Raw genomic sequence first — 18,526 nt, 5'->3', positions numbered from 1 at the left:
CGCACGGGATGGCCTAAGCTGATCCAATGTCAGATTCCCCTGCCCGTCACCTCAATCTCTCCGGAGCGAGCAATTTCCGCGACCTCGGCGGCTATCCCGCCCGCGACGGCCGCGCCGTCCGCTGGCGGAAGATCTTCCGCTCCAACCATCTCGGCCACCTCACGGACGCCGATATCGAGGTGCTGCGCGACCTCGGCGTCAGGCGCGCCTTCGATTTCCGCGGCGCCGAGGAGCGCGTTGCCGCGATGTGCGGCGTTGAGGAGATCGAGGTCCATTCGCTGCCGGTCGAGCCGACCGTGGTCGCCGCGCTGCGCGCGCGGCTCGCTACCGGCGTGCCCTTGTCAACGACCGATGCGCTGGAGGTGATGCGGGATTCCTACCGCAACTACGTGCGTCAAAATACGCCCGCCTTTCGGGCGCTGTTCACCCACCTGGTCGGCGACCACGCGCCGCTGGTGATCCACTGCACCGCCGGCAAGGATCGCACCGGGTTCGCCTGCGCGCTGATCCTGCATGCGCTTGACGTGCCTGACAATCTGATATCGGAGGATTACCTGCTCACCAACCGCTTCTACCGGCGCGACCCCACCGCCAGCAGCGATCTCCCTGAGGAGGTGAAACAGGTGCTGGCGTCGGTGGAAGCTTCCTTCCTCGCCGCCGCCTTCGAGGCGATCAGCGCCGATTACGGCACGCTCGAAAACTATTTCAGCGAGGGATTGCGCGTCGGAGCGGCAGAACGCGCTGAACTCAAGGCGCGCTATCTGGAATCCTGATTCGAGATATGCCGCCGCAGCCTGCGCGGCGACAACTTCGCGAGCCTTTCGACTAGGCCGCAGCTTCCATTTCCGCTTCCGCGTCGAGATCGGCGATGACGTCCTCGAAGGCCGAGATGGCCTGCTGGACCGCAGCGATTTGCATCAGCTCCCAGCTATTGATCGGACCGTTACGATTTTGCAGCGCGACAATCAGATCCCGGCGCTGCTCCTTAAGCTGAACAAGCGGTAAACCGTGGTCGGGTAGATTTCCCATAGCAGTACGCCCCTGCCCATTGATTGGGTCATGCGAAGGCTAGCTGGAAATTTCTGCGGTCCGCTTACAGAACTCCTACAAATTTTATCGATCGGCTACCGTAACAATACGGTACCTTGCGCTCGTCATCGAGCGCATCCGCAATGTTCTCGAAGCGTTGCAAATGAAATTCGCATTGCGGATAGTATCGCCCCCGGGAGAGCCATCATGGACGGAAAAGTCGTTGTCGTGACCGGCGCCTCGGGCGCGCTTGGACGGGTGGTGGTGGAAGCCGCGCTGGCGCGGGGCGCGCGGGTGGCGGGTCTCGACTACGCGGCGTCGCAGATCCCGGCGACGGCGAACCGGATCGCACTCGGCGACGTCGATCTTTCCGATGCGGCCGAAGCCACCAAGGCGATCGACGCTGTCGCCGCGCATTTCGGCAGGCTCGATGCGCTGGTCAACATCGCCGGCGGCTTTGCTTTCGAGGCGGTCGCCGAGGGCGATCCGGCAACCTGGCAGCACATGTATGCGCTCAACGTGTTGACCGCGCTGAATGCGTCGCGCGCCGCGATCCCGCATCTGGCCGTCTCTGCCTCGGCCCGGATCGTCAATATCGGCGCGATCGGCGCGCTGCAGGCCGGCGCCGGCATGGGCGCCTATGCCGCCTCCAAGGCCGGCGTCCATCGCCTCACCGAGGCGCTCGCCGCCGAATGGAAGGGCAAGATCACCGTCAACGCAGTGCTGCCGTCGATCATCGACACAACAGCCAATCGCGCCAGCATGCCGAAGGCGGATTTCGCCAAATGGGTGACGCCGCAGGAACTGGCCGAAGTGATCCTGTTTCTGGTCAGCGACACCGCCAGCGCGGTGACCGGCGCGCTGCTTCCGGTGAGTGGACGGGTCTGACCCTCACGCCTCTGCCAGCTTTTTCAACACCGCGCTGAAGCGGATGCTGCGCTTGCCGGCCAGCGCCGTGGCCTCCCCGACGGCGCCGTCATCGGTATAGGTGCCGGAAAAGCCGATGCCGACCTCATAGCCGCCGAACACCGGCCGTTCGCCTTGGCTCGGCGTATGCTCATGGTTGATCAATTCGCCTTTCCACCTGCCGTTGGCGCTTGTGTAGGCGCCGATATAGTCGAAGAAGGCGTCGCCGCCGCGGATCCGGCCGTCATGCAGCACCATGACGCCGGTATTGCCGCCATCGATGCCGTCGAGCATCCGGATGTGGATCGAATAAAGGCCGTTGGCGATACCGTCGGGTCCGGACGCAACCGCGGGCGGGGCGGCGGCTTCGCTGATCGGGGTCATCACCGAGTTGAAGGTCACGCCGGGCAATTGCGCCGCGCCGCCTTCGAACAAATACTGCTCGCCCTGCTGCCTGCCCTTCAGCGAAAGCGTGATCGTGTCGGTCTTGAACAGCGGCTGGTAATTGGGATCATCGTAGTGGCGCATCGCCGAGATTTCGACCGTCACCTCGCCTTCTGCTTCCTGGTAGGTGCCGATGAACGCGAAAGCCGAATTGCCGCCCAGCATCTTGCCGTCACGGCAATAGAGCACGCCGCGGCGCGAACCGTGCACCGTTTTCATCTCGACCTTGTAGAGTCCCTGCAGCATGGCCGCTCCGGCCTCGACGAATTGCAGCGCGACCCGCGCCTCCCCTGGATTCGCGGGCACCCGATCCGACGCTAACCGTCTTGTCCCGGCACCATGCTACGCGCTCTGACGACCTTTGATCAAATCCCCGAATCGCAATTCAGGCTAAACTGGCGCCACTGAGTCGCGCAGGCGACGCCGGCGCCCGCATTGGAGTTCCCTTGGAAACCGCGCTCTATCTGCCCGTTAAACGCTTCCTCGAGAAGCTCGGCTTCACCGTCAAGGGCGAGGTCGGCGGCTGCGACCTGGTGGCGCTGAGCGGCGACGAACCGCCGATCGTGGTGATCGGCGAGTTGAAACTTTCCTTCAATCTTGAACTGGTGCTGCAGGCAGTCGATCGCGCCGCCGCCGCCGACGAGGTCTGGCTGGCCGCCCGGATGTCGGCGCGCGGCAAGGGCCGCGAGAGCGACGCGCGCTACCGCAATCTGTGCCGCCGGCTCGGCTTCGGCATGCTGGCGGTCACCGCTGGCGGCGACGTCGAGGTGCTGGTCAAGCCGCCCGAGAGCAGCCCGCGCCGCAATCCGAAGAAGCGCTCGCGGCTGGTCGCCGAACACCGGCGGCGCAAGGGCGATCCTGCGCTCGGCGGCAGCACCCGCGCCCCGATCATGACGGCCTACCGCCAGCAGGCGCTGGCCTGCGCCTCGGCGCTGTCGGCGGGGCCGCGGCGGGTGCGCGACCTCAGGCCGGAGATACCGGATGCGCCGAAAATCCTGCTGAGCAACGTCTATGGCTGGTTCGACCGTGCCGAGCGCGGCATCTATGTGCTGACCGATATCGGTCGCGCCGCGCTGAAACGCTGGCCGCAGCAGCCGCTGGATCTTGCCGGCGCGGCCGATTCAGTGCCGTAGCCGCGCGAGCAGGCTGGAGAAATTGTGAACGCATGGCTGGTTTGCCATACCAATTGCATATTGCAATGCAACATAAGGGCACTTAGGTATCCGGCATCGAGATGCGAGGCCCCAATGAGCCAAGACTGGAATACCAAGTACGGCACCAGACGCGTGCGGCGCGACCCGCCGACGCTGGAAGAGGCGATTTTCGCCGCTGTCGGCATCACCGACGACCTGGACGCACAGGCGGAGATCGCGGCGTCGCTGATGGGGCTGCCGATCGAGGCCGTTCAGGCCGAGGTGAAGAAGGCGGCACGGCCGGTGTTGGGACGTTCGGTCACCCGCGTCATTGCCGGCGAACAGGGCGCGCAGCGCTCGATCGTGGTCGAGCGCCGTATCGTCCGGAAATTCGGCAACGACAAGCGCACCGGCACCTGACCTTCGCTTGCTGATATCAAGAACCCTTCGCAGATCAGAGATCGGCGAAGGGTTTTTGCTGTCGGTGGCCTATCAGGCGGTCCGGCCCCAGCCATACATCCGCATCAGCATCTTCCAGTAGACGCGGTTGACGCTGGCCATGGCGCGTGCGGCGTCGACCGGCGTCGCGATCGCCGCCCTCGCGGGCATCGGCTGCGCCTGCGGCTCCAGATCGATACTTCCGGTGGATTCGCCGTGCCGGAACTTCAGGTTTGCACCGAACTTGTGCGCCAGCGCCCGCATCGCCTGATTCTGCGCGCCCGTGGTGATGCGCAGCGAGCGGTAGCCCTTGGCTCGCGCCTCCGCGATCAGCTTCTTGAACAGGATGCTGCCGACGCCCTGCCGGCGCACCGTTGCCTCCACGCTGAAGGCGATCTCGGGCTGGGAATCCGGCGATCGACCTGGCGGATGCAGCTCGGCGGCGCCCCGCACCACGCCATCCTCGATGTAGGCGATGATGACGGTGCCGTCGTCGGCGCATTTGGCGGCATAGCGCTCGATGAAGCTCTCATCCATGAAGCCGTGGAAGCGGTCATGGCGGCTCTCTGGATCGAGCCGAAGCAGATGGTCGCGCAGCAGCGGCAGCTCTTCCTGCTGGCGCAGCGTCCGGACGCTGCCACGGGCGGCGGTCGGACGGGTCATGGTGTCGTAGCTCATTTCATTACTCCTCTTGGATAGCCCTTCGAGGAGGCGTCAAATCCCTAGACGACAGATATTGTGCATCGCACCATGAAATTCAAGCCCGCTATCTGCCTGAAATATCGGCAGAATGTCGCAACCAAGGCGTTCACCAACATGATTTTCTGTTAACGAATGAACTCAAGTTCAACCGGTATTATAGAACCATCTGGGTCTGAGTCACCACGGCGACCAACTTGCCGTCCGCGGTTTCCAGTCGTGTCTGCCAAACCTGGGTGCGGCGGCCCCGGTGCACCGGCGTCGCGGTCGCGATAACAGTCATTCCCTCTTTGGCGCCGCCGATGAAATTGGTCTTGCTCTCGATCGTGGTGGTGCCCTTGGCATCCTCGGGCAGGTTGATCACGGTCGCGGCGGCGCCGACCGAATCCGCGAACGCCATCACCGCGCCGCCGTGGATCGTGTGATGCAGCGTGCAGAGATCGGGGCGCACCAGCATCCGCGCCACCACGCGGTCTTTCTCAGCTTCGGTGAAGACCACGCCCTTCAATTCCGCGAATGGCATCTTCATCGAATTCACTTTGTCGAGCAGCGTCATGGGCACTCCCGTTCTTTCAGTTTCTTGCAGTTTCTTGCAGTTTCTTGCACGCGATTCCTTGCGAGCATGGATGAGGCAGGTAATTCAGGCAACGACCTCAGAGGTAATGGCGCCCGTGACAACGCGACTGTAATTCGCCATATGCTTTTCCATGCGCCAGTACCCTCCCCGCCGGATCGTCTGCCTCACCGAAGAGACCGTGGAGACGCTGTATCTGCTCGGCGAACAGGACCGCATCGTCGGGGTCTCCGGCTATGCGGTGCGGCCGCCGCGGGTCAGGCGCGAGAAGCCGCGGGTGTCGGCCTTCATCTCGGCGGACATCCCGAAGATCCTGGCGCTCGAGCCCGACCTCGTGCTGGCCTTCTCGGATTTGCAGGCCGGCATCGTCGCCGATCTGGTCCGCGCCGGCGTCGCCATCCACGTCTTCAACCAGCGCGACATCGCGGGCATCCTCGCGATGATCCGCACTTTGGGCGCGCTGGTCGGTGCAGCGGAGCGCGCGGGCCAGCTTGCCACCGGCTACGAGCAGCGTCTCGCCAATATAGCGTCCACTCCCCGGCCCGCGAAAAAGCCAAAAGTCTATTTCGAGGAATGGGACGATCCCTTGATCAGCGGCATCGGCTGGGTTTCGGAACTGATCGCGATCGCCGGCGGCGAAGACGTGCTGCCGAAGTTGCGGTTTCAGCAGGCCGCCAGGGACCGGATCATTTTGCCGGACGTGGTGCGTGCGGCTGCGCCCGATGTGATCCTGGCATCGTGGTGCGGCAAGAAGGTGGTTCCCGACAAGATCAGGAAGCGGCCGGGCTGGAGCGAGATTCCGGCGGTCGCCCATGATCGCATCGTCGAAATAAAATCGCCGCTGATCCTGCAGCCGGGACCGGCGGCGCTGACCGACGGGCTGGATGCGATCGTGAAGGCGTTGTGGCCGGTGTAGCCAGCAGGCCAATGCCTTTTCAGCCCTCTCCACTCGTCGTCCCGGCCTTGAGCCGGGACCCAGAATCACCGGCCGCAGTTGTCAAGCGAAGGCCGTCCAACAGCGTGCTAAATTGCGGCCGCCGCGGCGTGATGGGTCCCGGATCAGCGCTCGCCATGCTCGCTTGTCCGGGACGACGAATCTATTTTCCGATTCATTCCAACCACCAGATACACGTCCGCGCTCTCGCGGCACGATTTGCCCGAGGTTTGCCTGTCGTTCTCCCTCCAACGAGGGAGCAGGGAATGCCGGATGCGCGCTGCACCTGCGGTCTCGTGTGCGAAGTCGTACGAAAAAGGCTGCACACGAGCATACAGGGCAGCGGAGAACATCCGACATTCCCTGCGCAATGGCTTGACGGCTTATCACGCGCTCACCCCGGAGAATTTTGGCCTTTGTCGCCTCCGTCGCCCCGCGGAAACCGGCGCCCCGGCCCGGTCGGACCTGCAGCGCCTCCGCAAGACTTGACGCCTACCAGTGAGGCATCGGGTCCACACGCTTTTGCCGTACGCATCGACACCGCTCGTTCACATGTTCCAGGCCGCTCACGGAGTTTATCCCGCCCTGCGATCCCATCCCGCGCACGATGCCGCCGCGTCCACCGCATCCCATCCCAGCGTTCGGTAACGATGGCCAACGCCCCTCGCCCGGGGACAGGATGGCGTGAGTCATACGGGTGATTTGGGTTTCGGGAAAAGCGAAATTTTACCCGACGGGTTAATTTGTCGCAGGTGCGGCGCGGCACCGGTAATGCGCCTATTCCTCTTCCGTTTCGATCCACTTGCACTGGTCGCAACGGTAAACCGCGACTTTCGGGAGTACGCCAATACTCCTCATCGTGGCTAAGTGGTGAAGAGCCGAGCGCATGATTACATATGCGCTCAGCCTTCGGTGTCATTTCCAGCGGGCGTCCGGAATGTCGAAGAGTGAACATCGGAAATCGCCTCCACCAGACGCGGGCGCTATGCGGCCCGCACGGTTGCCAGGAATTTGCCCACTTCCGTCTTGAGCCGGTTGCTGTCGCCGGACAGCATTTGCGCCGCCGACAGGACCTGCGAGGAAGCCGAACCGGTTTCGGTGGCGCCGCGCTGGACGTCGGTGATATTGGAAGACACCTGCATGGTGCCCTGGGCTGCCTGCTGCACGTTGCGGGAGATTTCCTGGGTCGCCGCGCCCTGCTCTTCCACTGCCGCCGCGATCGTCGAGGAGATCTCGGAAAGCCGTTCGATCGTGCCGCTGATCTCCTTGATCGCACCGACGGATTCCTGTGTTGCCGCCTGGATACCGGTGATCTGCTGGCCAATCTCACCCGTCGCCTTCGCGGTCTGCTCGGCGAGCGCCTTCACTTCGGAAGCGACCACCGCGAAGCCACGACCGGCCTCACCGGCCACCTTGACGCGCTGATTGAAGGCGCCGAAGCCTTCCGAGACCCTGACAAAACCTTGATATGACATTACCGGTAGCACGGCCAGCAGCGCCAGCACGACGGCAAAGCCGATCATTATCTTGGTGTTGATACGGCAGTTGGTGAAGAAGCCGAACAACCCGGACGAGGTGCTGGCGGTCGACGATGGATTGCTCACGGTGCTATTTTCTTATTTGGGAATGAAAGATCAGAGAATGACGATCAAGACGCATCGATGACGAAGCGGCGATTGCGCGCCTGGATTGGACGGGCGCTCGCCGGGAACCCGTCGCGGGTTTCCGTATTTGCTCGGTCGATCGAGATCAGAAATCTCCAGGTTGAGGTGTCTCGGCTTTCAATGTTTCGACGAAATCGCGCGGAGGTGTTGCAGCGACCTTAGAGTTTCAGGGTCAGATCGCGCGCGAGTTGCAGCAACTGTTGGATTGCCGCGATCTGCGCTTCGAAATTCTTCCGTCGTGACGGGTCGGTTATGTGCTTCACGAGCACGTCCGCCTGCTGGGCCGCAACGTCGAGCAACAGAACCGCGCGAAAGAGGTCTTCCTTTCCGGGCAATCGCTGGTAGGCCTCACCGGACACCGCCTCATTTCCGCGGGCGCCGATTTTTTTCGGCGAACGCGCTCCCGACGCTGTACTCGGGAGTCCTAATTGCTGGAAATTGATTACTTGTGCCATCGGGCTGCCTGTCGATTTCAAACGGTGCGCCATTGCGAGCGCTCGATGGCAAACTAGGTTAATGAAGTTAGCGATGGTTAAGACCACGTGCCGACAGGCATGTCCGGATTCCGCCAAGCCTGGACAAGAATGATGATTGAACGCGGATATCTGCATGGCGGAATTTGGATGATGCTGGCATGATTTGCGCATCGCGAGCGGCGACTTGCTCCATCGCGTCAACCATCGATTGTTTGAGTTTCAAAGTTCCCAACGCATTAGTCATCCGAACAGCGAATCAACCGGACCTGGAAAATCATGTCCCGCCGTTCGGCCCCTCTGAGCAACTTTCCCGTCGTACGCTCCAGCGATCCGTCGTTCGTGCGGGACCGGCTGTTTGCCGTTTACGGAGCCAACAGCTTCGATGTCGGAAAGCAAAATCGCACCTTTGCGATTGACACCAATCATTTGCAGATCGGCAGCCTCGGACTTTCCTATTGCGGTATATCCGGCGATGTGTCGGTCGGATTCGGCGAAGCTACTTTCGTCCGGCAGATTTTCAACCTCGAAGGATCGGCTCGTTATGCGAGAGGTCAGCAGTCCGGAGCGATAGCGCCGGGCTCCTCGACTCCCGTCATGCGCGCGCAGGAGCCCTTCAAGCTGGATTTCCGTTCCGGCTGGCGTCACCTCGGGCTGCGAATCGAGTTCGACGCCCTGCTGCGCTATCTCGGTGTCCTGGTCGGTCGGGATATCGGCCGAAATCTGGTGTTCGACGAAACTGACGTGCGTCAACCGGCGATGGAAGCACTGCGCCGACGCGTCTTCCAGTTTGCCCTCGACTACAATGAACGCGGCGCCTTCTTCTCCGACCTGGCCGCAGCCGAGGTCGAACGCATGATCATCATGAAGTTCTTGATGTGCCACCGACACAATTTCACGCATCTGCTGCTGCGCGAGCCGCTTCCGGCTTCCTCCATGGCGGTAAAGGCGGTCGAGGAATTCATCGAGGCCAACTGGGACAAACCTGTCGACATTGAAGCAATGGTGGCGGTCGCCAAGGTCAGCGCACGAAGCCTGTTCCGACAGTTCAGAAAGGACCGCGGTTATTCACCGGCGGATTTTGCAAAGCGGGTTCGGCTCAGCCGCGCGCGCGAAATGCTGGAGCAATCGAATGAAAGCGCTTCTGTGGTCCAGATCGCGCTCAGATGCGGCTTTCAGAATCCCGGACATTTCGCGCGCGACTACCGCAGCTTGTTCGGTGAGTTGCCATCGGCAGCGCTGCAAAGGGCGAGGAAGCGGCGACGTTAGGGGGATCAGGATTTCACGCCTCCTGGCCCGTTCAGTCCGGGGAGTCGCATGTCAATCCGGTTCCTTCGGAGTGGACTAGACGCGCTCTGGCCCGACAATCTTCGGCGAGCCAAAGAAGCCGCTCGGTCGCCTCTATATCGCTTCCACGCCGCACCATTCCGCAATGAACAGCGCGGTGGCCTTGGTCGATTTCCGCAGCGATTCGAGATCGACATATTCGTTGAAACCGTGCATCGCGGCACCACTCGCGCCGAAACACAGGCTCGGGATATTGTAGTTCAGCCCGTAGAACCGGGTGTCGGTCAGCGCGGTGAACACGAGATCCTGCACCGCGCCGCCATAGACCGCGTTGAACGCCTTGCCGAAGGCGGCTTCGGCTGCCGCGGATTCCTTCAACTCATAGCCTTCCGACAGAAAGCCGGACCATTCCACGCTCGGCGGGTTGTTGGAGAGGAAGCGGTGATCGCGCGCCGCGGCCGAAACGCAGGCCAGAATCTCGTTCTGGCAGTCGGCGACCGACCAGCCCGGCAGGATCGCGATCCGGCAATCGACGTCGCACCAGGCCGGCACGCTGGAAGCCCAGTCGCCGCCCTTGATGATCCCGGGATTGAAGTTGATCGGATGCGTCAACGCCTTGAAATGATGATCGGCTTTGGCGCGCTCGTTCCACGCGATCTCGAGTTTTTCCAGCGCGTGAATCAGATGATAGGCCGCGGTGATCGCGTTGGAGCCGGAGCCGGCCTCGAACACGTGCACGGGAAAGCCGCGCACCCGCAGGCGAAACCAGATCACGCCGACCTGCGAGCGCACCATCTTGCCGCCGGTCGGCTCGGGAATGAAACAGGCATCGGCGCGATAGCCGCGCTGCAGGGTGGAAAGCGCGCCGACGCCGGTGCTCTCTTCCTCGATCACCGATTGAAAGTGAATCCGCGCGGTCGGCTTCAGGCCCGCCGCCTTGATGGCGTCGAGCGCATAGAGCGCGCCGATGGTGCCGGATTTCATGTCGCAGGCGCCGCGGCCATACATCTTGCCGTCCTTGATCACCGGCGAAAACGGCGGCGTCTCCCACATGTCGAGCGGGCCGGCCGGCACCACGTCGCAGTGCCCCTGCAGGATCAGCGACTTTCCGCCGTTGCTGTGGGGACGCCAGGTTCCGACCACGGTGCGCGCCCTGGAAAAATCATGCTCGATCGGGCCGAAGCCGCGCAGGTCCTTGAGGTCCTCGACGTCGATATGCCAGTCGTCGACCTCGTAGCCGCGCTGGCGCAGCAGATCGCCGATCATGTCCTGGCACGGCCCTTCCGCGCCGCGAGTCGAGGGTATGGCGACGAAATCCCTCGTGGTCGCGAGTTGCGCGTCGAAACCGGCATCGACGGCGTCGAGGATTTTTTGCCTGGTGTCGCTTGTATTCGATTGCATGGTTACTCCCTGCAGCAGCGGTTCGATGGAACTCTGCCGATCAAACCATACTTTGCCCTGATGTGCAGACGTTTTTGATCGCTTTCAGAATCGCAAGCGCGTCAATAGAGTGCGCGGAAATGCGCTCCCATGGAGATTCCAGATGTCCGGCAACCGCAATCTCATGTTCCTCATCATCGGCGCGCTGATCGTCGCGGTAGGCGTGCTCGGCTACAGCCTTTACGAGGCCAAAAAGAAACCGGACGGCGTGCAGATCAATGTCGGCCCGGGCGGACTGAAAATCCAGAGCAAGTGAGACGGGATGGGTGCGGCCATGAAACGTCAGCACATCAGGCGTTGCTGGATCGGACTGGGCGCGTGTTTGGCGCTGTGCGCGCTGGCGCCATCGGCGATGGCGCAGCAAGTCGCGCGCGAGCAGGACATCGTCAATCTGCGCTTAGGCCAGCGCATCCTGGTCGATGACGGCTCCTGCCCCGCCGGGCAGATCAAGGAAGTCTCCGGTTCCCGGATGACGTCAACCGGAATCGTCGCGGTAAAAAAATGCATTCCGCGGCTCGGGACGAAGACGCGATAGACGCGGCTAGCCGTCGCGCGAAAAACCGGCCTCGTGAACCGGCTGTTTCAATTTCAAAAGCTCGAGATTGTCAGCCCGCCGGCTCGAACATGCACTGCAGGGTCGGCTTCGCAATCCTGGTGAAGGTTGCACTGATCTGGGATTGTTTCGACGGCGGCACCCAGTCGGTCTCGATGGTCGGCACCCCGGTCTCGCTGATGCCGCGCAGCAGCGCTTCGCGCAGGTCGGTGTCTTCGACGGTCGCGGCGGCGTAGTCGTGCAGGCAGCTGCATACCGACTCCGGATGCGCCCAGCGTCCCACCATGTGGGGGGCGCACAGGCGCACGAACTCGCCGCGCGGATCGGGCATCTTCAACAACGAACGAACCCGCTGAAGTTGAAGCTGCGGAGCCTGGGGTGCTTGAAGCTGGGGTGTCTGAAGCTGCGCGACCTGGGCCTGTGCCGCCCCCATCAGGAGGGCGGAGGCGACGATCGCAGCTGAACTGAAACGAAAAAGCATGATGGCCTTTACCGGCAACTTTCTTTGTGGGCTTTGCACCGCCTCAGCGGGCTGCAACGACGATGGTCTGAAGACCGGCAGCCTGGGAAGCCGCAGCGATCGGCGCGCCGTTATAGGCGAAAGTGCCGATGCCTGGCATCCTGTTTTCGGACGATCCGGCCATGGAGGGGCCCGCGAGCACGAAGGCGACAGCGAGGATGAAGCTCAGGGTCCGCATTGACTTGTCTCCGGTTTGGCCTGCCGGCGCTGCTCGCCGCTTCGTTGGCAGACTGATAACCATCCGTTGTTTCCGGATGTCTGCGCCAAAAGCGGGAAATGGTTTCGTCGCCCGGTAGAATTGTTTCGTCACTGGGCATGCGACGAAACAATTGTCCGAAAAATTCAATAAATTCAGTCGAATGGGTTTGGCTGAACCGGTCGCTCCGGGACCCCAGATGGCGCCCTGCTGCCGTCATTCAGCGGGTCAGTCGTTCACTGGCTGAGGTCAGCCAAAAGCTCCGGCGCCGGGGTCATGACGGGCGATCCGCAATACACGAAGGTGCCGACCCCCGGCACGTCGCGATCGGCCGAGCCGGCCAGCGAGGGTCCGGTCAGGGCGAGCACAAGGACGATGATATAGCTGAAGGCTCGCATCGGACTTCTCCACCAGGCATCTGTCACGCTCAGACGCCGGCAAAACCGATCGGGTTCAAGAAGCCCGGGTTCGAAACCCCCGGGCGATTTTTTAATCTTTCTCTGGTGGAAAAAGCTCTCTGAAGTTTCCTGATCGCTTCTTGCGCGGCGCGACGAACCTGAACCGAAGTCACGCGGCCACCGACTCACATCAACGTCATGCAACCTTTCGAAGTGGCTGCGCGTTGTGACGTAAAATCAGGCAAAGGATAGCAGTCGTGGGCAACGTCGATGTTGACAACACCGCGGCCAGCAACCCCGGCCAGCCGGTGACCGAAAGACTGGCTGGAACGGACGGCGCTGCCAAACGACGGTTCGAAGCGCCCAATACCGTCAGGATAAAGCGGTCGGCAAATTGTGGCGCCATGTCACAGCAAGGCTGCGACAGCGGCAACACCTCGACGCCGCAAAAATTCGTCCAGCTGGTGGGCTGCCGTGACCCCATGGCCGGCTCCGAACCATGGGTGCGACCCAGGCCGGCGAAGCCTGGCCCTCCGGCCAAGCCGTAGAATCCCGATTCAGCTCCGGCTCATTGGATGAACTCGCCGCATTTCTGAACCGCGGCGTCGCCGGCGCCCCACGGCATGATCGGAACGGAAGAAGTCGAATTCTTCGGCGACCCTTCGATGATCCGGTCCGAATAGACCATATAGACCAGCACATTCCGTTTGGCGTCGCAGCCGCGGACGATCTGCATCTTCTTGAAGAACAACGATCGGCGCTGCCGGAACATGTCTTCGCCCTGTTCCGACTTGGCCTTGAAGCGGATTGGACCAATCTGGCGGCATGCCAATGAAATGTCAGAGACTTCCTCGGCCAGTCCGAGCCAGCCCTTGTAGCCGCCCTTCTCCGGTACCGTGAAATGGCAGGACACCCCCTCGACCTCGGGGTCGTCGACGCCATAGGTCGCCAGCTTGTCGTTGGGGCTGAGCCATTTGAACACGGTCGAGCGGCGGAAGATCAGGTCCGGCTCGTCGGCGGCGTAGGCCGGTACGGCGAGCCCTAGCGACGCGATGGCCAACGCCAACAAGGCCCCAATCCTCCATCTGGCGTCGTGCTGGCTGAAGGCCTGGAATGTCATCGAAATCTCCGTGCGGTTTCTATCCATGTAGGTGCGCCGAGGCTCCGCCGGAAGGCATGACGGTACTCTCGGTGGTACCCAACCGACCGCGGCCCTTTAACCGAATGTGAGGCTTTTTTGCTACGCTCGGGGCGAAATCCGCAGGCTGCACAAGGCCTGTGCTGGTGAACGTGTTGCGGCTCTGCGACAATTAGACTTCCGAGGGCTGGATTCGAGGATGTTGCGCGTGGACGGGCATCGGATTTCTATGGCAGGCATTGCGACCGAACGGTTTTGGCAAGTTGCGGTTCTGACGACGGCAGGCGCTTTCGGCCTGGCTTCCCCTGCCGAAGCCTCCCGGTACTACATGCCGGATTACGAGCCCGGCTATTTCCAAAGCCGGCCCGCGCCAGCGCAGCAGCGGCCTCGCCCGCATCAGGCCAAGAAGGTCATTCAGGCACCGAAGGATTCGGTCAAACCGCAGGGCCCGGTAATCATCGCGATCTCGATCGAGCGGCAAACCCTCAAAGTCTACGACGCCAACGGATTTTTCGCGGAAACGCCGATCTCCACGGGCATGAAGGGCCATCCGACCCCGACCGGCGTCTTCAGCATCATTCAGAAACACAAGCTGCACCATTCCAACATCTATAGCGGCGCGCCGATGCCGTTCATGCAGCGGATCACCTGGTCGGGCATCGCAATGCATGCCGGCGCACTGCCGGGCTACCCGGCGTCGCATGGCTGCATCCGCATGCCGATGGCGTTCGCCGCGCGGATCTGGAACTGGACCAAGATGGGCGCACGGGTCGTCATCACGCCAGGCGAGATAACCCCGGCCAGGTTCGCGCATCCCCTGCTCGCCGAACAGAAGGTCGCGCCGCAGCCACAGCCGACGGTCACCATCGAGCCCAACCCGGATGCGCCGCCGGCCATGAAGGGCGACAAGGCCACCGACGCCGGTTCGGCGTCCAGGTCTGCGACTGCGGAAGCACGCCACGAACTCCGGTCGAGCGCCGGGCACGAGGGCGTCCAGCCCGACTCCAGTTCCAGGCGCCACCACACCCGCACCGCGGACGCCAGCGGCGCAACCAGCGCGCCGGTCACGATGTCCGATGCCTCGTCATCCGCTGCCAATATTTCCGACAGCGCGCCGCGGCGCGGCGCCGATGAGACAAAACCCGAAGCCGCGGCTTCGTCCGAGGTCGCGCCGACGGAAAGCAAGGCGACGGAATCGGTGGTCGCCGAAATCAAGCCTTCCGACACCGAAGCCGCCGACAAAGCCGAAATGAAACCGGATCAGCCCGCGGTTTCGGCGGAAGCAAGCAGCACTTCGGTAACGGCCGAAGCACAAGCAGCCGAAGGCGCGAAGCCGGACGAAGCAACGCTCGAGGCGAAAGCCGAGCAGACGCCGAAAGTCGAGGAGCCCAACACTGCGGAAAAGACTGCAGACGCGGCCAGCGATACATCCGGCGACAGCGTCACCGCGACGACCGATGCCCGTCCAGCCGCTCCCGAGGTGGACAAGGACCAGACCCGCCTGCCGAACGCCGAGAAGGCGGTGGTGGCAAAGCCCGAGCCGCCGAAGCCTGCCGGCCGGATCGCGGTGTTGGTCAGCCGCAAGGACGGCAAGCTCTACGTGCGGGAAAATTTCAAGCCGCTGTTCGATGTGCCCGTGACGATCGCGCCGAGCGAGCGCCTGCTCGGCACCCATGTGTTCACGGCGGAGGTCGACAAGGACGACGCCAACGCGCTGCGCTGGTCGGTGGTCTCGCTGCCGGTCGCGGCGCGCAACGCGCAGAAGAACGACGACGACGACGAGCGCTCGTTGCGGCGGCGCAAGATCGCAGGCGTCGTGCCGGCCGAAATGAAGCAGCCCTTGCCGGCGCCGAACAGCCCGGCCGAGGCGCTGGACCGCATCACGATTCCACCGGATGCCATGGCCCGCATCGCCGAGGCGCTCAGCACCGGCGGCTCGATCGTGGTGTCCGACCACGGCATCAACCAGGGCGGCGAAACCGGCGAAGGCACCGATTTCATCGTTCCGCTGCGCTGAGCGGATCTAAGGCAATCCCGACTGTTGCGCCGCCATCGCTTTGCGGTGGCGGCTGAGCTAAGACCGCCGGCATGAACGAGCTTCCCACCCCGGCCCGCACCACCGCGCCGCCGACCGTCGCGGCTATTGACGCCTTTGACCGGCTCAGTTTCCTCGGCTGGCGATGGGGATTGGCAGCCATTGTCGCCGGTCTTGCAGTCTCGTTTTTTCTGTTCGGCTACGCGCTGATTTACTGGCGCAACGCCGACATGGATTTCATGGTGGTCTACAACGCGCTTGTCCTCAACGACGGCAAGCCGCAGCGGTTCTTCGACCACACCGCCTACATCAGCATTCTTTCGGTGCAATACTGGTTTCGGCTGCTGCACGGGATCGGCCTGCTCGACGCCTGGACACTGTCCGCCATGCCGCCGGCCGCGGATACGGCCGGCTTCGACGCCGCCATGACCAGCGCGGTTCGCGCCGGTCGCGTGCTGGCGCTGTTGACCGCGACCGGCTGCGTGCTGATTTTCGCCGGCCTGATCCGCTGCGTGGTGCGCGACCGGCGGATCGCGATGCTGGCCACCTTTGCCTTCGCATTCTCCGGCGGCGTCGCCGTGCATTCGCGAATTTTGCGCAGCGAACTGGTGGCGGCCTGCCCCGTCATCTTCGCGCTGCTGATCCTGATCGTGGCCGGACGCCGCGCCAGCGGGGCGCGGCCGCTGACGATGGCGGCGGCGGCTGCCTTGTGCGTAATCGGCCTTGAGAACAAGGTGCAGGCGATCCTGCTGATCGGCGCGCTGCCCATCGTGACGCTTCCGTTCGGCAGCGCCACCGGCGCCAGCGTGGCGTTCTGGCGCGATTCATCCGTGCGCTGGCTCGCAGCGCTGGTCGCGGCCGCCGCCGCGCTTGCCGCGGTCACGGCGGCATGGCCGATCATCGCCACCGGCTTTGACCGCGCCTTGCTCGACGCCGCCCAGTTCCGTCCCTTGCTGCTCGGCCGCTTCGGCATCTACCAGGCCGCGCTGCTGATCCTGACCGGCGGCTGCATGGTCGCCTATGCCGCGATCTGGCGCGTCAGCGTCGCCGAGACGATGGCGTCGATGTTCGCCATGGCCGCCGGCGCATCGATCGCGCTGCTGGCGCTCAACTTCGAATACAGCGCCAGCAACGTCATTGCCGTCGCCAATCCACTGGAGAAGATGCTGTCGTTTGCCGATGCCGGCACCGCCGACGCCGAGATCGCGTCAGGCCCATGGGGAATGCTGTCGCTGCTCAACGGGATCGGATCGGTGCTGGCGCGCTATACCTTCGTGCTGCATCCGTCGCCGCGGCCGGCGATGTTTCTGACGTGGCTGATCGTCCCGCTCATCATCCTTGCCTGGTCGCGCGGCGAAAGACTGGCCGCGGTTCAGGCCCTGCTGCTGCTGCTGGCCGCCATCGGAATCGACACCCTGACCGTGCGCCGCGGATTGAAATCCGAATATTTCATCTTCACCGATCCCCTGGTGATCCTCGCCTGCGCTGTTCTGCTGGAGTCGCTGAACGATCTGCGCCTGCACAAATGGGCCTACCCGATCGGCGCGACCCTGTTCGTGCTGCATATCGCCGTCGGCCAGGCCGAGGCGGTCAAATACGCCACCAAGCGCAGCGGCCCGCAATCGATCTGCGAATGGAACCGGCATTATTTGCCACTGCTGCCGCTGCCCTGGTGTCCGGTCCGGCCATAACGGGTTGTTGAAAGCGGCGGTGCGCCGGTTGCGCTATCGTCGCCCGAGGCCAGTTCGCATGAGAGGCGTGACCATGATCGACCGCAGGACCATCCTCACCGCAGCGCTCGCCGCGATCGCAGCCCCGGACGCGACACGAAGCGCTCCGGCGCAAGCCCCGGTCAGCCGGATCACGGCCTATGCCTTTTCGTTTCCGGCGCTGGCGGGCGGCGATATCCGGCTCGCCGATCATGCCGGCCGCCCGCTGCTGGTGGTCAATACCGCCTCGTTGTGCGGCTACACCCCGCAATATGCCGGCCTGCAGGAGCTGTGGACGGAGTTTCACGGCCGCGGCCTGATGATACTGGGCGTGCCCTCGAACGATTTCGGCGGACAGGAGCCCGGCGGCGCGACCGAGACCGCGAACACCGCGCAGCAGCATGGCGCGACCTTTCCGATCGCGGCAAAGGCCACCGTGAAGGGCCCGAATGCCCATCCCTTCTACAAATGGGCCGCCGACGCCCGCCCCAGGGATGTTCCGCGCTGGAACTTCCACAAATATCTCGTTGGCCGCGACGGCTATATCGCCGACGTCTTTCCCGAGTCGGTCGCACCCACGGATACCCGGGTCAAAACCGCGATCGCGCGGGCGCTGGCCGACTCCTGAAGCCGGCGAATTAACCGGCCTGACCGACAAATCGGCGGTTTGGATAAAACCCCGTTGCCGTGGCGGCGCCGGCCCAACTAAGCTAATATGATCAAGGCAGGAAATGTTTCGGGCGATCGCGGTAGCCCCGGGACACCGGATCATTTTGAGGGAAATTCAGATGCGTATTGCGGCAGGTTTGATCTTTGCGGGCGCGGTTTCGCTGTGTGCAACGGGCGCGGCATGGTCGCAGGCTCCCGCCGCCAAGGGTGCGGCGCCACAAGCTACGGCCGCTGCGCCGGCGGCTGCGGCTGCGCCGGCCCCTGCTCCCGCGCCGGCCCCTGCGCCC

At 63.3% G+C, this 18,526-nt stretch carries 22 protein-coding genes and 1 pseudogene; 11 read left to right on the top strand and 12 right to left on the bottom strand.

Annotated elements, in window-relative coordinates; genetic code table 11:
* The first annotated feature begins 26 nt into the window (after positions 1-26).
* Positions 27-773 (top strand): tyrosine-protein phosphatase, encoded by a 747-nt coding sequence (locus tag Q8N40_RS21405; protein ID WP_305322813.1) that lies wholly within the window; start codon positions 27-29, stop codon positions 771-773.
* 52 nt (positions 774-825) lie between these two features.
* Here the strand turns inward: Q8N40_RS21405 and Q8N40_RS21400 are convergent, their stop codons facing one another.
* Positions 826-1,029 carry a hypothetical protein gene (locus Q8N40_RS21400; RefSeq protein WP_304745165.1) on the bottom strand — a complete coding sequence of 68 codons (204 nt, stop codon included), beginning with the start codon at positions 1,027-1,029 and terminating at the stop codon, positions 826-828.
* Between the two features lie 207 nt (positions 1,030-1,236).
* Here Q8N40_RS21400 and fabG point away from each other — a divergent pair, with 207 nt between their 5' ends.
* A complete protein-coding gene (gene fabG / locus Q8N40_RS21395; protein ID WP_305713211.1) occupies positions 1,237-1,917 on the top strand; it encodes a 3-oxoacyl-ACP reductase FabG in 681 nt (226 codons plus the stop codon).
* A 3-nt stretch (positions 1,918-1,920) separates the two neighbouring features.
* Here the strand turns inward: fabG and Q8N40_RS21390 are convergent, their stop codons facing one another.
* A complete protein-coding gene (locus Q8N40_RS21390; RefSeq protein WP_305713210.1) occupies positions 1,921-2,685 on the bottom strand; it encodes a GrlR family regulatory protein in 765 nt (254 codons plus the stop codon).
* Positions 2,686-2,825: 140 nt separating this feature from the next.
* On the opposite strand from Q8N40_RS21390, the gene Q8N40_RS21385 reads away from it, so the two are divergent.
* Entirely contained in the window at positions 2,826-3,512 is a 687-nt protein-coding gene (locus tag Q8N40_RS21385; protein ID WP_305713209.1) for a DUF2161 domain-containing phosphodiesterase, read from the top strand.
* A 114-nt stretch (positions 3,513-3,626) separates the two neighbouring features.
* A complete protein-coding gene (locus Q8N40_RS21380) occupies positions 3,627-3,932 on the top strand; it encodes a hypothetical protein (protein ID WP_305322809.1) in 306 nt (101 codons plus the stop codon).
* Positions 3,933-4,004: 72 nt separating this feature from the next.
* On the opposite strand, the gene Q8N40_RS21375 is transcribed toward Q8N40_RS21380, so the two are convergent.
* Together Q8N40_RS21375 and Q8N40_RS21370 are read right to left on the bottom strand one after the other, a co-directional pair.
* A complete protein-coding gene (locus Q8N40_RS21375; protein ID WP_305322808.1) occupies positions 4,005-4,628 on the bottom strand; it encodes a GNAT family N-acetyltransferase in 624 nt (207 codons plus the stop codon).
* A 178-nt stretch (positions 4,629-4,806) separates the two neighbouring features.
* The gene (locus tag Q8N40_RS21370) at positions 4,807-5,205 is read right to left on the bottom strand and encodes a PaaI family thioesterase (protein WP_305322807.1); all 399 of its coding nucleotides are present in this window, start codon (positions 5,203-5,205) and stop codon (positions 4,807-4,809) included.
* Between the two features lie 151 nt (positions 5,206-5,356).
* Between Q8N40_RS21370 and Q8N40_RS21365 the strand changes: the two genes are divergently transcribed.
* Positions 5,357-6,139 carry a cobalamin-binding protein gene (locus Q8N40_RS21365; RefSeq protein ID WP_305713208.1) on the top strand — a complete coding sequence of 261 codons (783 nt, stop codon included), beginning with the start codon at positions 5,357-5,359 and terminating at the stop codon, positions 6,137-6,139.
* A 1,001-nt stretch (positions 6,140-7,140) separates the two neighbouring features.
* Here the strand turns inward: Q8N40_RS21365 and Q8N40_RS21360 are convergent.
* Positions 7,141-7,566: pseudogene (locus tag Q8N40_RS21360) on the bottom strand (methyl-accepting chemotaxis protein); the annotation flags it as partial.
* 413 nt (positions 7,567-7,979) lie between these two features.
* On the bottom strand, positions 7,980-8,276 hold the full coding sequence (locus Q8N40_RS21355) for a hypothetical protein (protein WP_305713207.1): 297 nt from the start codon (positions 8,274-8,276) through the stop codon (positions 7,980-7,982).
* Positions 8,277-8,573: 297 nt separating this feature from the next.
* Here Q8N40_RS21355 and Q8N40_RS21350 point away from each other — a divergent pair, with 297 nt between their 5' ends.
* Positions 8,574-9,563 (top strand): helix-turn-helix domain-containing protein, encoded by a 990-nt coding sequence (locus tag Q8N40_RS21350; protein WP_305320578.1) that lies wholly within the window; start codon positions 8,574-8,576, stop codon positions 9,561-9,563.
* Positions 9,564-9,695: 132 nt separating this feature from the next.
* Here Q8N40_RS21350 and Q8N40_RS21345 read toward each other — a convergent pair whose 3' ends face one another.
* Entirely contained in the window at positions 9,696-10,982 is a 1,287-nt protein-coding gene (locus Q8N40_RS21345) for an ArgE/DapE family deacylase (RefSeq protein WP_305713206.1), read from the bottom strand.
* Positions 10,983-11,124: 142 nt separating this feature from the next.
* Here Q8N40_RS21345 and Q8N40_RS21340 point away from each other — a divergent pair, with 142 nt between their 5' ends.
* Together Q8N40_RS21340 and Q8N40_RS21335 are read left to right on the top strand one after the other, a co-directional pair.
* Positions 11,125-11,277: a hypothetical protein gene (locus Q8N40_RS21340; protein ID WP_305320580.1), complete on the top strand. Its 153-nt coding sequence runs from the start codon at positions 11,125-11,127 to the stop codon at positions 11,275-11,277.
* An 18-nt stretch (positions 11,278-11,295) separates the two neighbouring features.
* Positions 11,296-11,556, top strand: coding sequence for a DUF6719 family protein (locus Q8N40_RS21335; protein WP_371135776.1), 261 nt, complete (start codon positions 11,296-11,298; stop codon positions 11,554-11,556).
* Positions 11,557-11,626: 70 nt separating this feature from the next.
* On the opposite strand, the gene Q8N40_RS21330 is transcribed toward Q8N40_RS21335, so the two are convergent.
* From Q8N40_RS21330 to Q8N40_RS21310, 5 genes are all read right to left on the bottom strand, one after another.
* Positions 11,627-12,055, bottom strand: a complete 429-nt coding sequence (locus Q8N40_RS21330) for a hypothetical protein (protein WP_305320581.1) — start codon at positions 12,053-12,055, stop codon at positions 11,627-11,629.
* 43 nt (positions 12,056-12,098) lie between these two features.
* Positions 12,099-12,272 carry a hypothetical protein gene (locus Q8N40_RS21325; RefSeq protein ID WP_305713205.1) on the bottom strand — a complete coding sequence of 58 codons (174 nt, stop codon included), beginning with the start codon at positions 12,270-12,272 and terminating at the stop codon, positions 12,099-12,101.
* Between the two features lie 254 nt (positions 12,273-12,526).
* Complete coding sequence (locus tag Q8N40_RS21320; protein WP_305320583.1) at positions 12,527-12,688, bottom strand: hypothetical protein; 162 nt, start codon at positions 12,686-12,688, stop codon at positions 12,527-12,529.
* Positions 12,689-12,884: 196 nt separating this feature from the next.
* Entirely contained in the window at positions 12,885-13,172 is a 288-nt protein-coding gene (locus Q8N40_RS21315; RefSeq protein WP_305713204.1) for a hypothetical protein, read from the bottom strand.
* An 84-nt stretch (positions 13,173-13,256) separates the two neighbouring features.
* Complete coding sequence (locus tag Q8N40_RS21310) at positions 13,257-13,808, bottom strand: CreA family protein (protein WP_305320585.1); 552 nt, start codon at positions 13,806-13,808, stop codon at positions 13,257-13,259.
* 247 nt (positions 13,809-14,055) lie between these two features.
* On the opposite strand from Q8N40_RS21310, the gene Q8N40_RS21305 reads away from it, so the two are divergent.
* From Q8N40_RS21305 to Q8N40_RS21295, 3 genes are all read left to right on the top strand, one after another.
* Positions 14,056-15,843 carry a L,D-transpeptidase family protein gene (locus Q8N40_RS21305; protein WP_305713203.1) on the top strand — a complete coding sequence of 596 codons (1,788 nt, stop codon included), beginning with the start codon at positions 14,056-14,058 and terminating at the stop codon, positions 15,841-15,843.
* Positions 15,844-15,914: 71 nt separating this feature from the next.
* Positions 15,915-17,552 carry a hypothetical protein gene (locus tag Q8N40_RS21300; RefSeq protein WP_305713202.1) on the top strand — a complete coding sequence of 546 codons (1,638 nt, stop codon included), beginning with the start codon at positions 15,915-15,917 and terminating at the stop codon, positions 17,550-17,552.
* Positions 17,553-17,625: 73 nt separating this feature from the next.
* Positions 17,626-18,198 (top strand): glutathione peroxidase, encoded by a 573-nt coding sequence (locus Q8N40_RS21295; RefSeq protein WP_305713201.1) that lies wholly within the window; start codon positions 17,626-17,628, stop codon positions 18,196-18,198.
* Positions 18,199-18,526: the final 328 nt, after the last annotated feature.

The sequence above is a fragment of the Bradyrhizobium sp. genome (genome assembly GCF_030693485.1).
In the GTDB taxonomy this organism is placed as follows: domain Bacteria; phylum Pseudomonadota; class Alphaproteobacteria; order Rhizobiales; family Xanthobacteraceae; genus Bradyrhizobium.
This window is presented reverse-complemented; position numbering and strand designations above follow the sequence as displayed.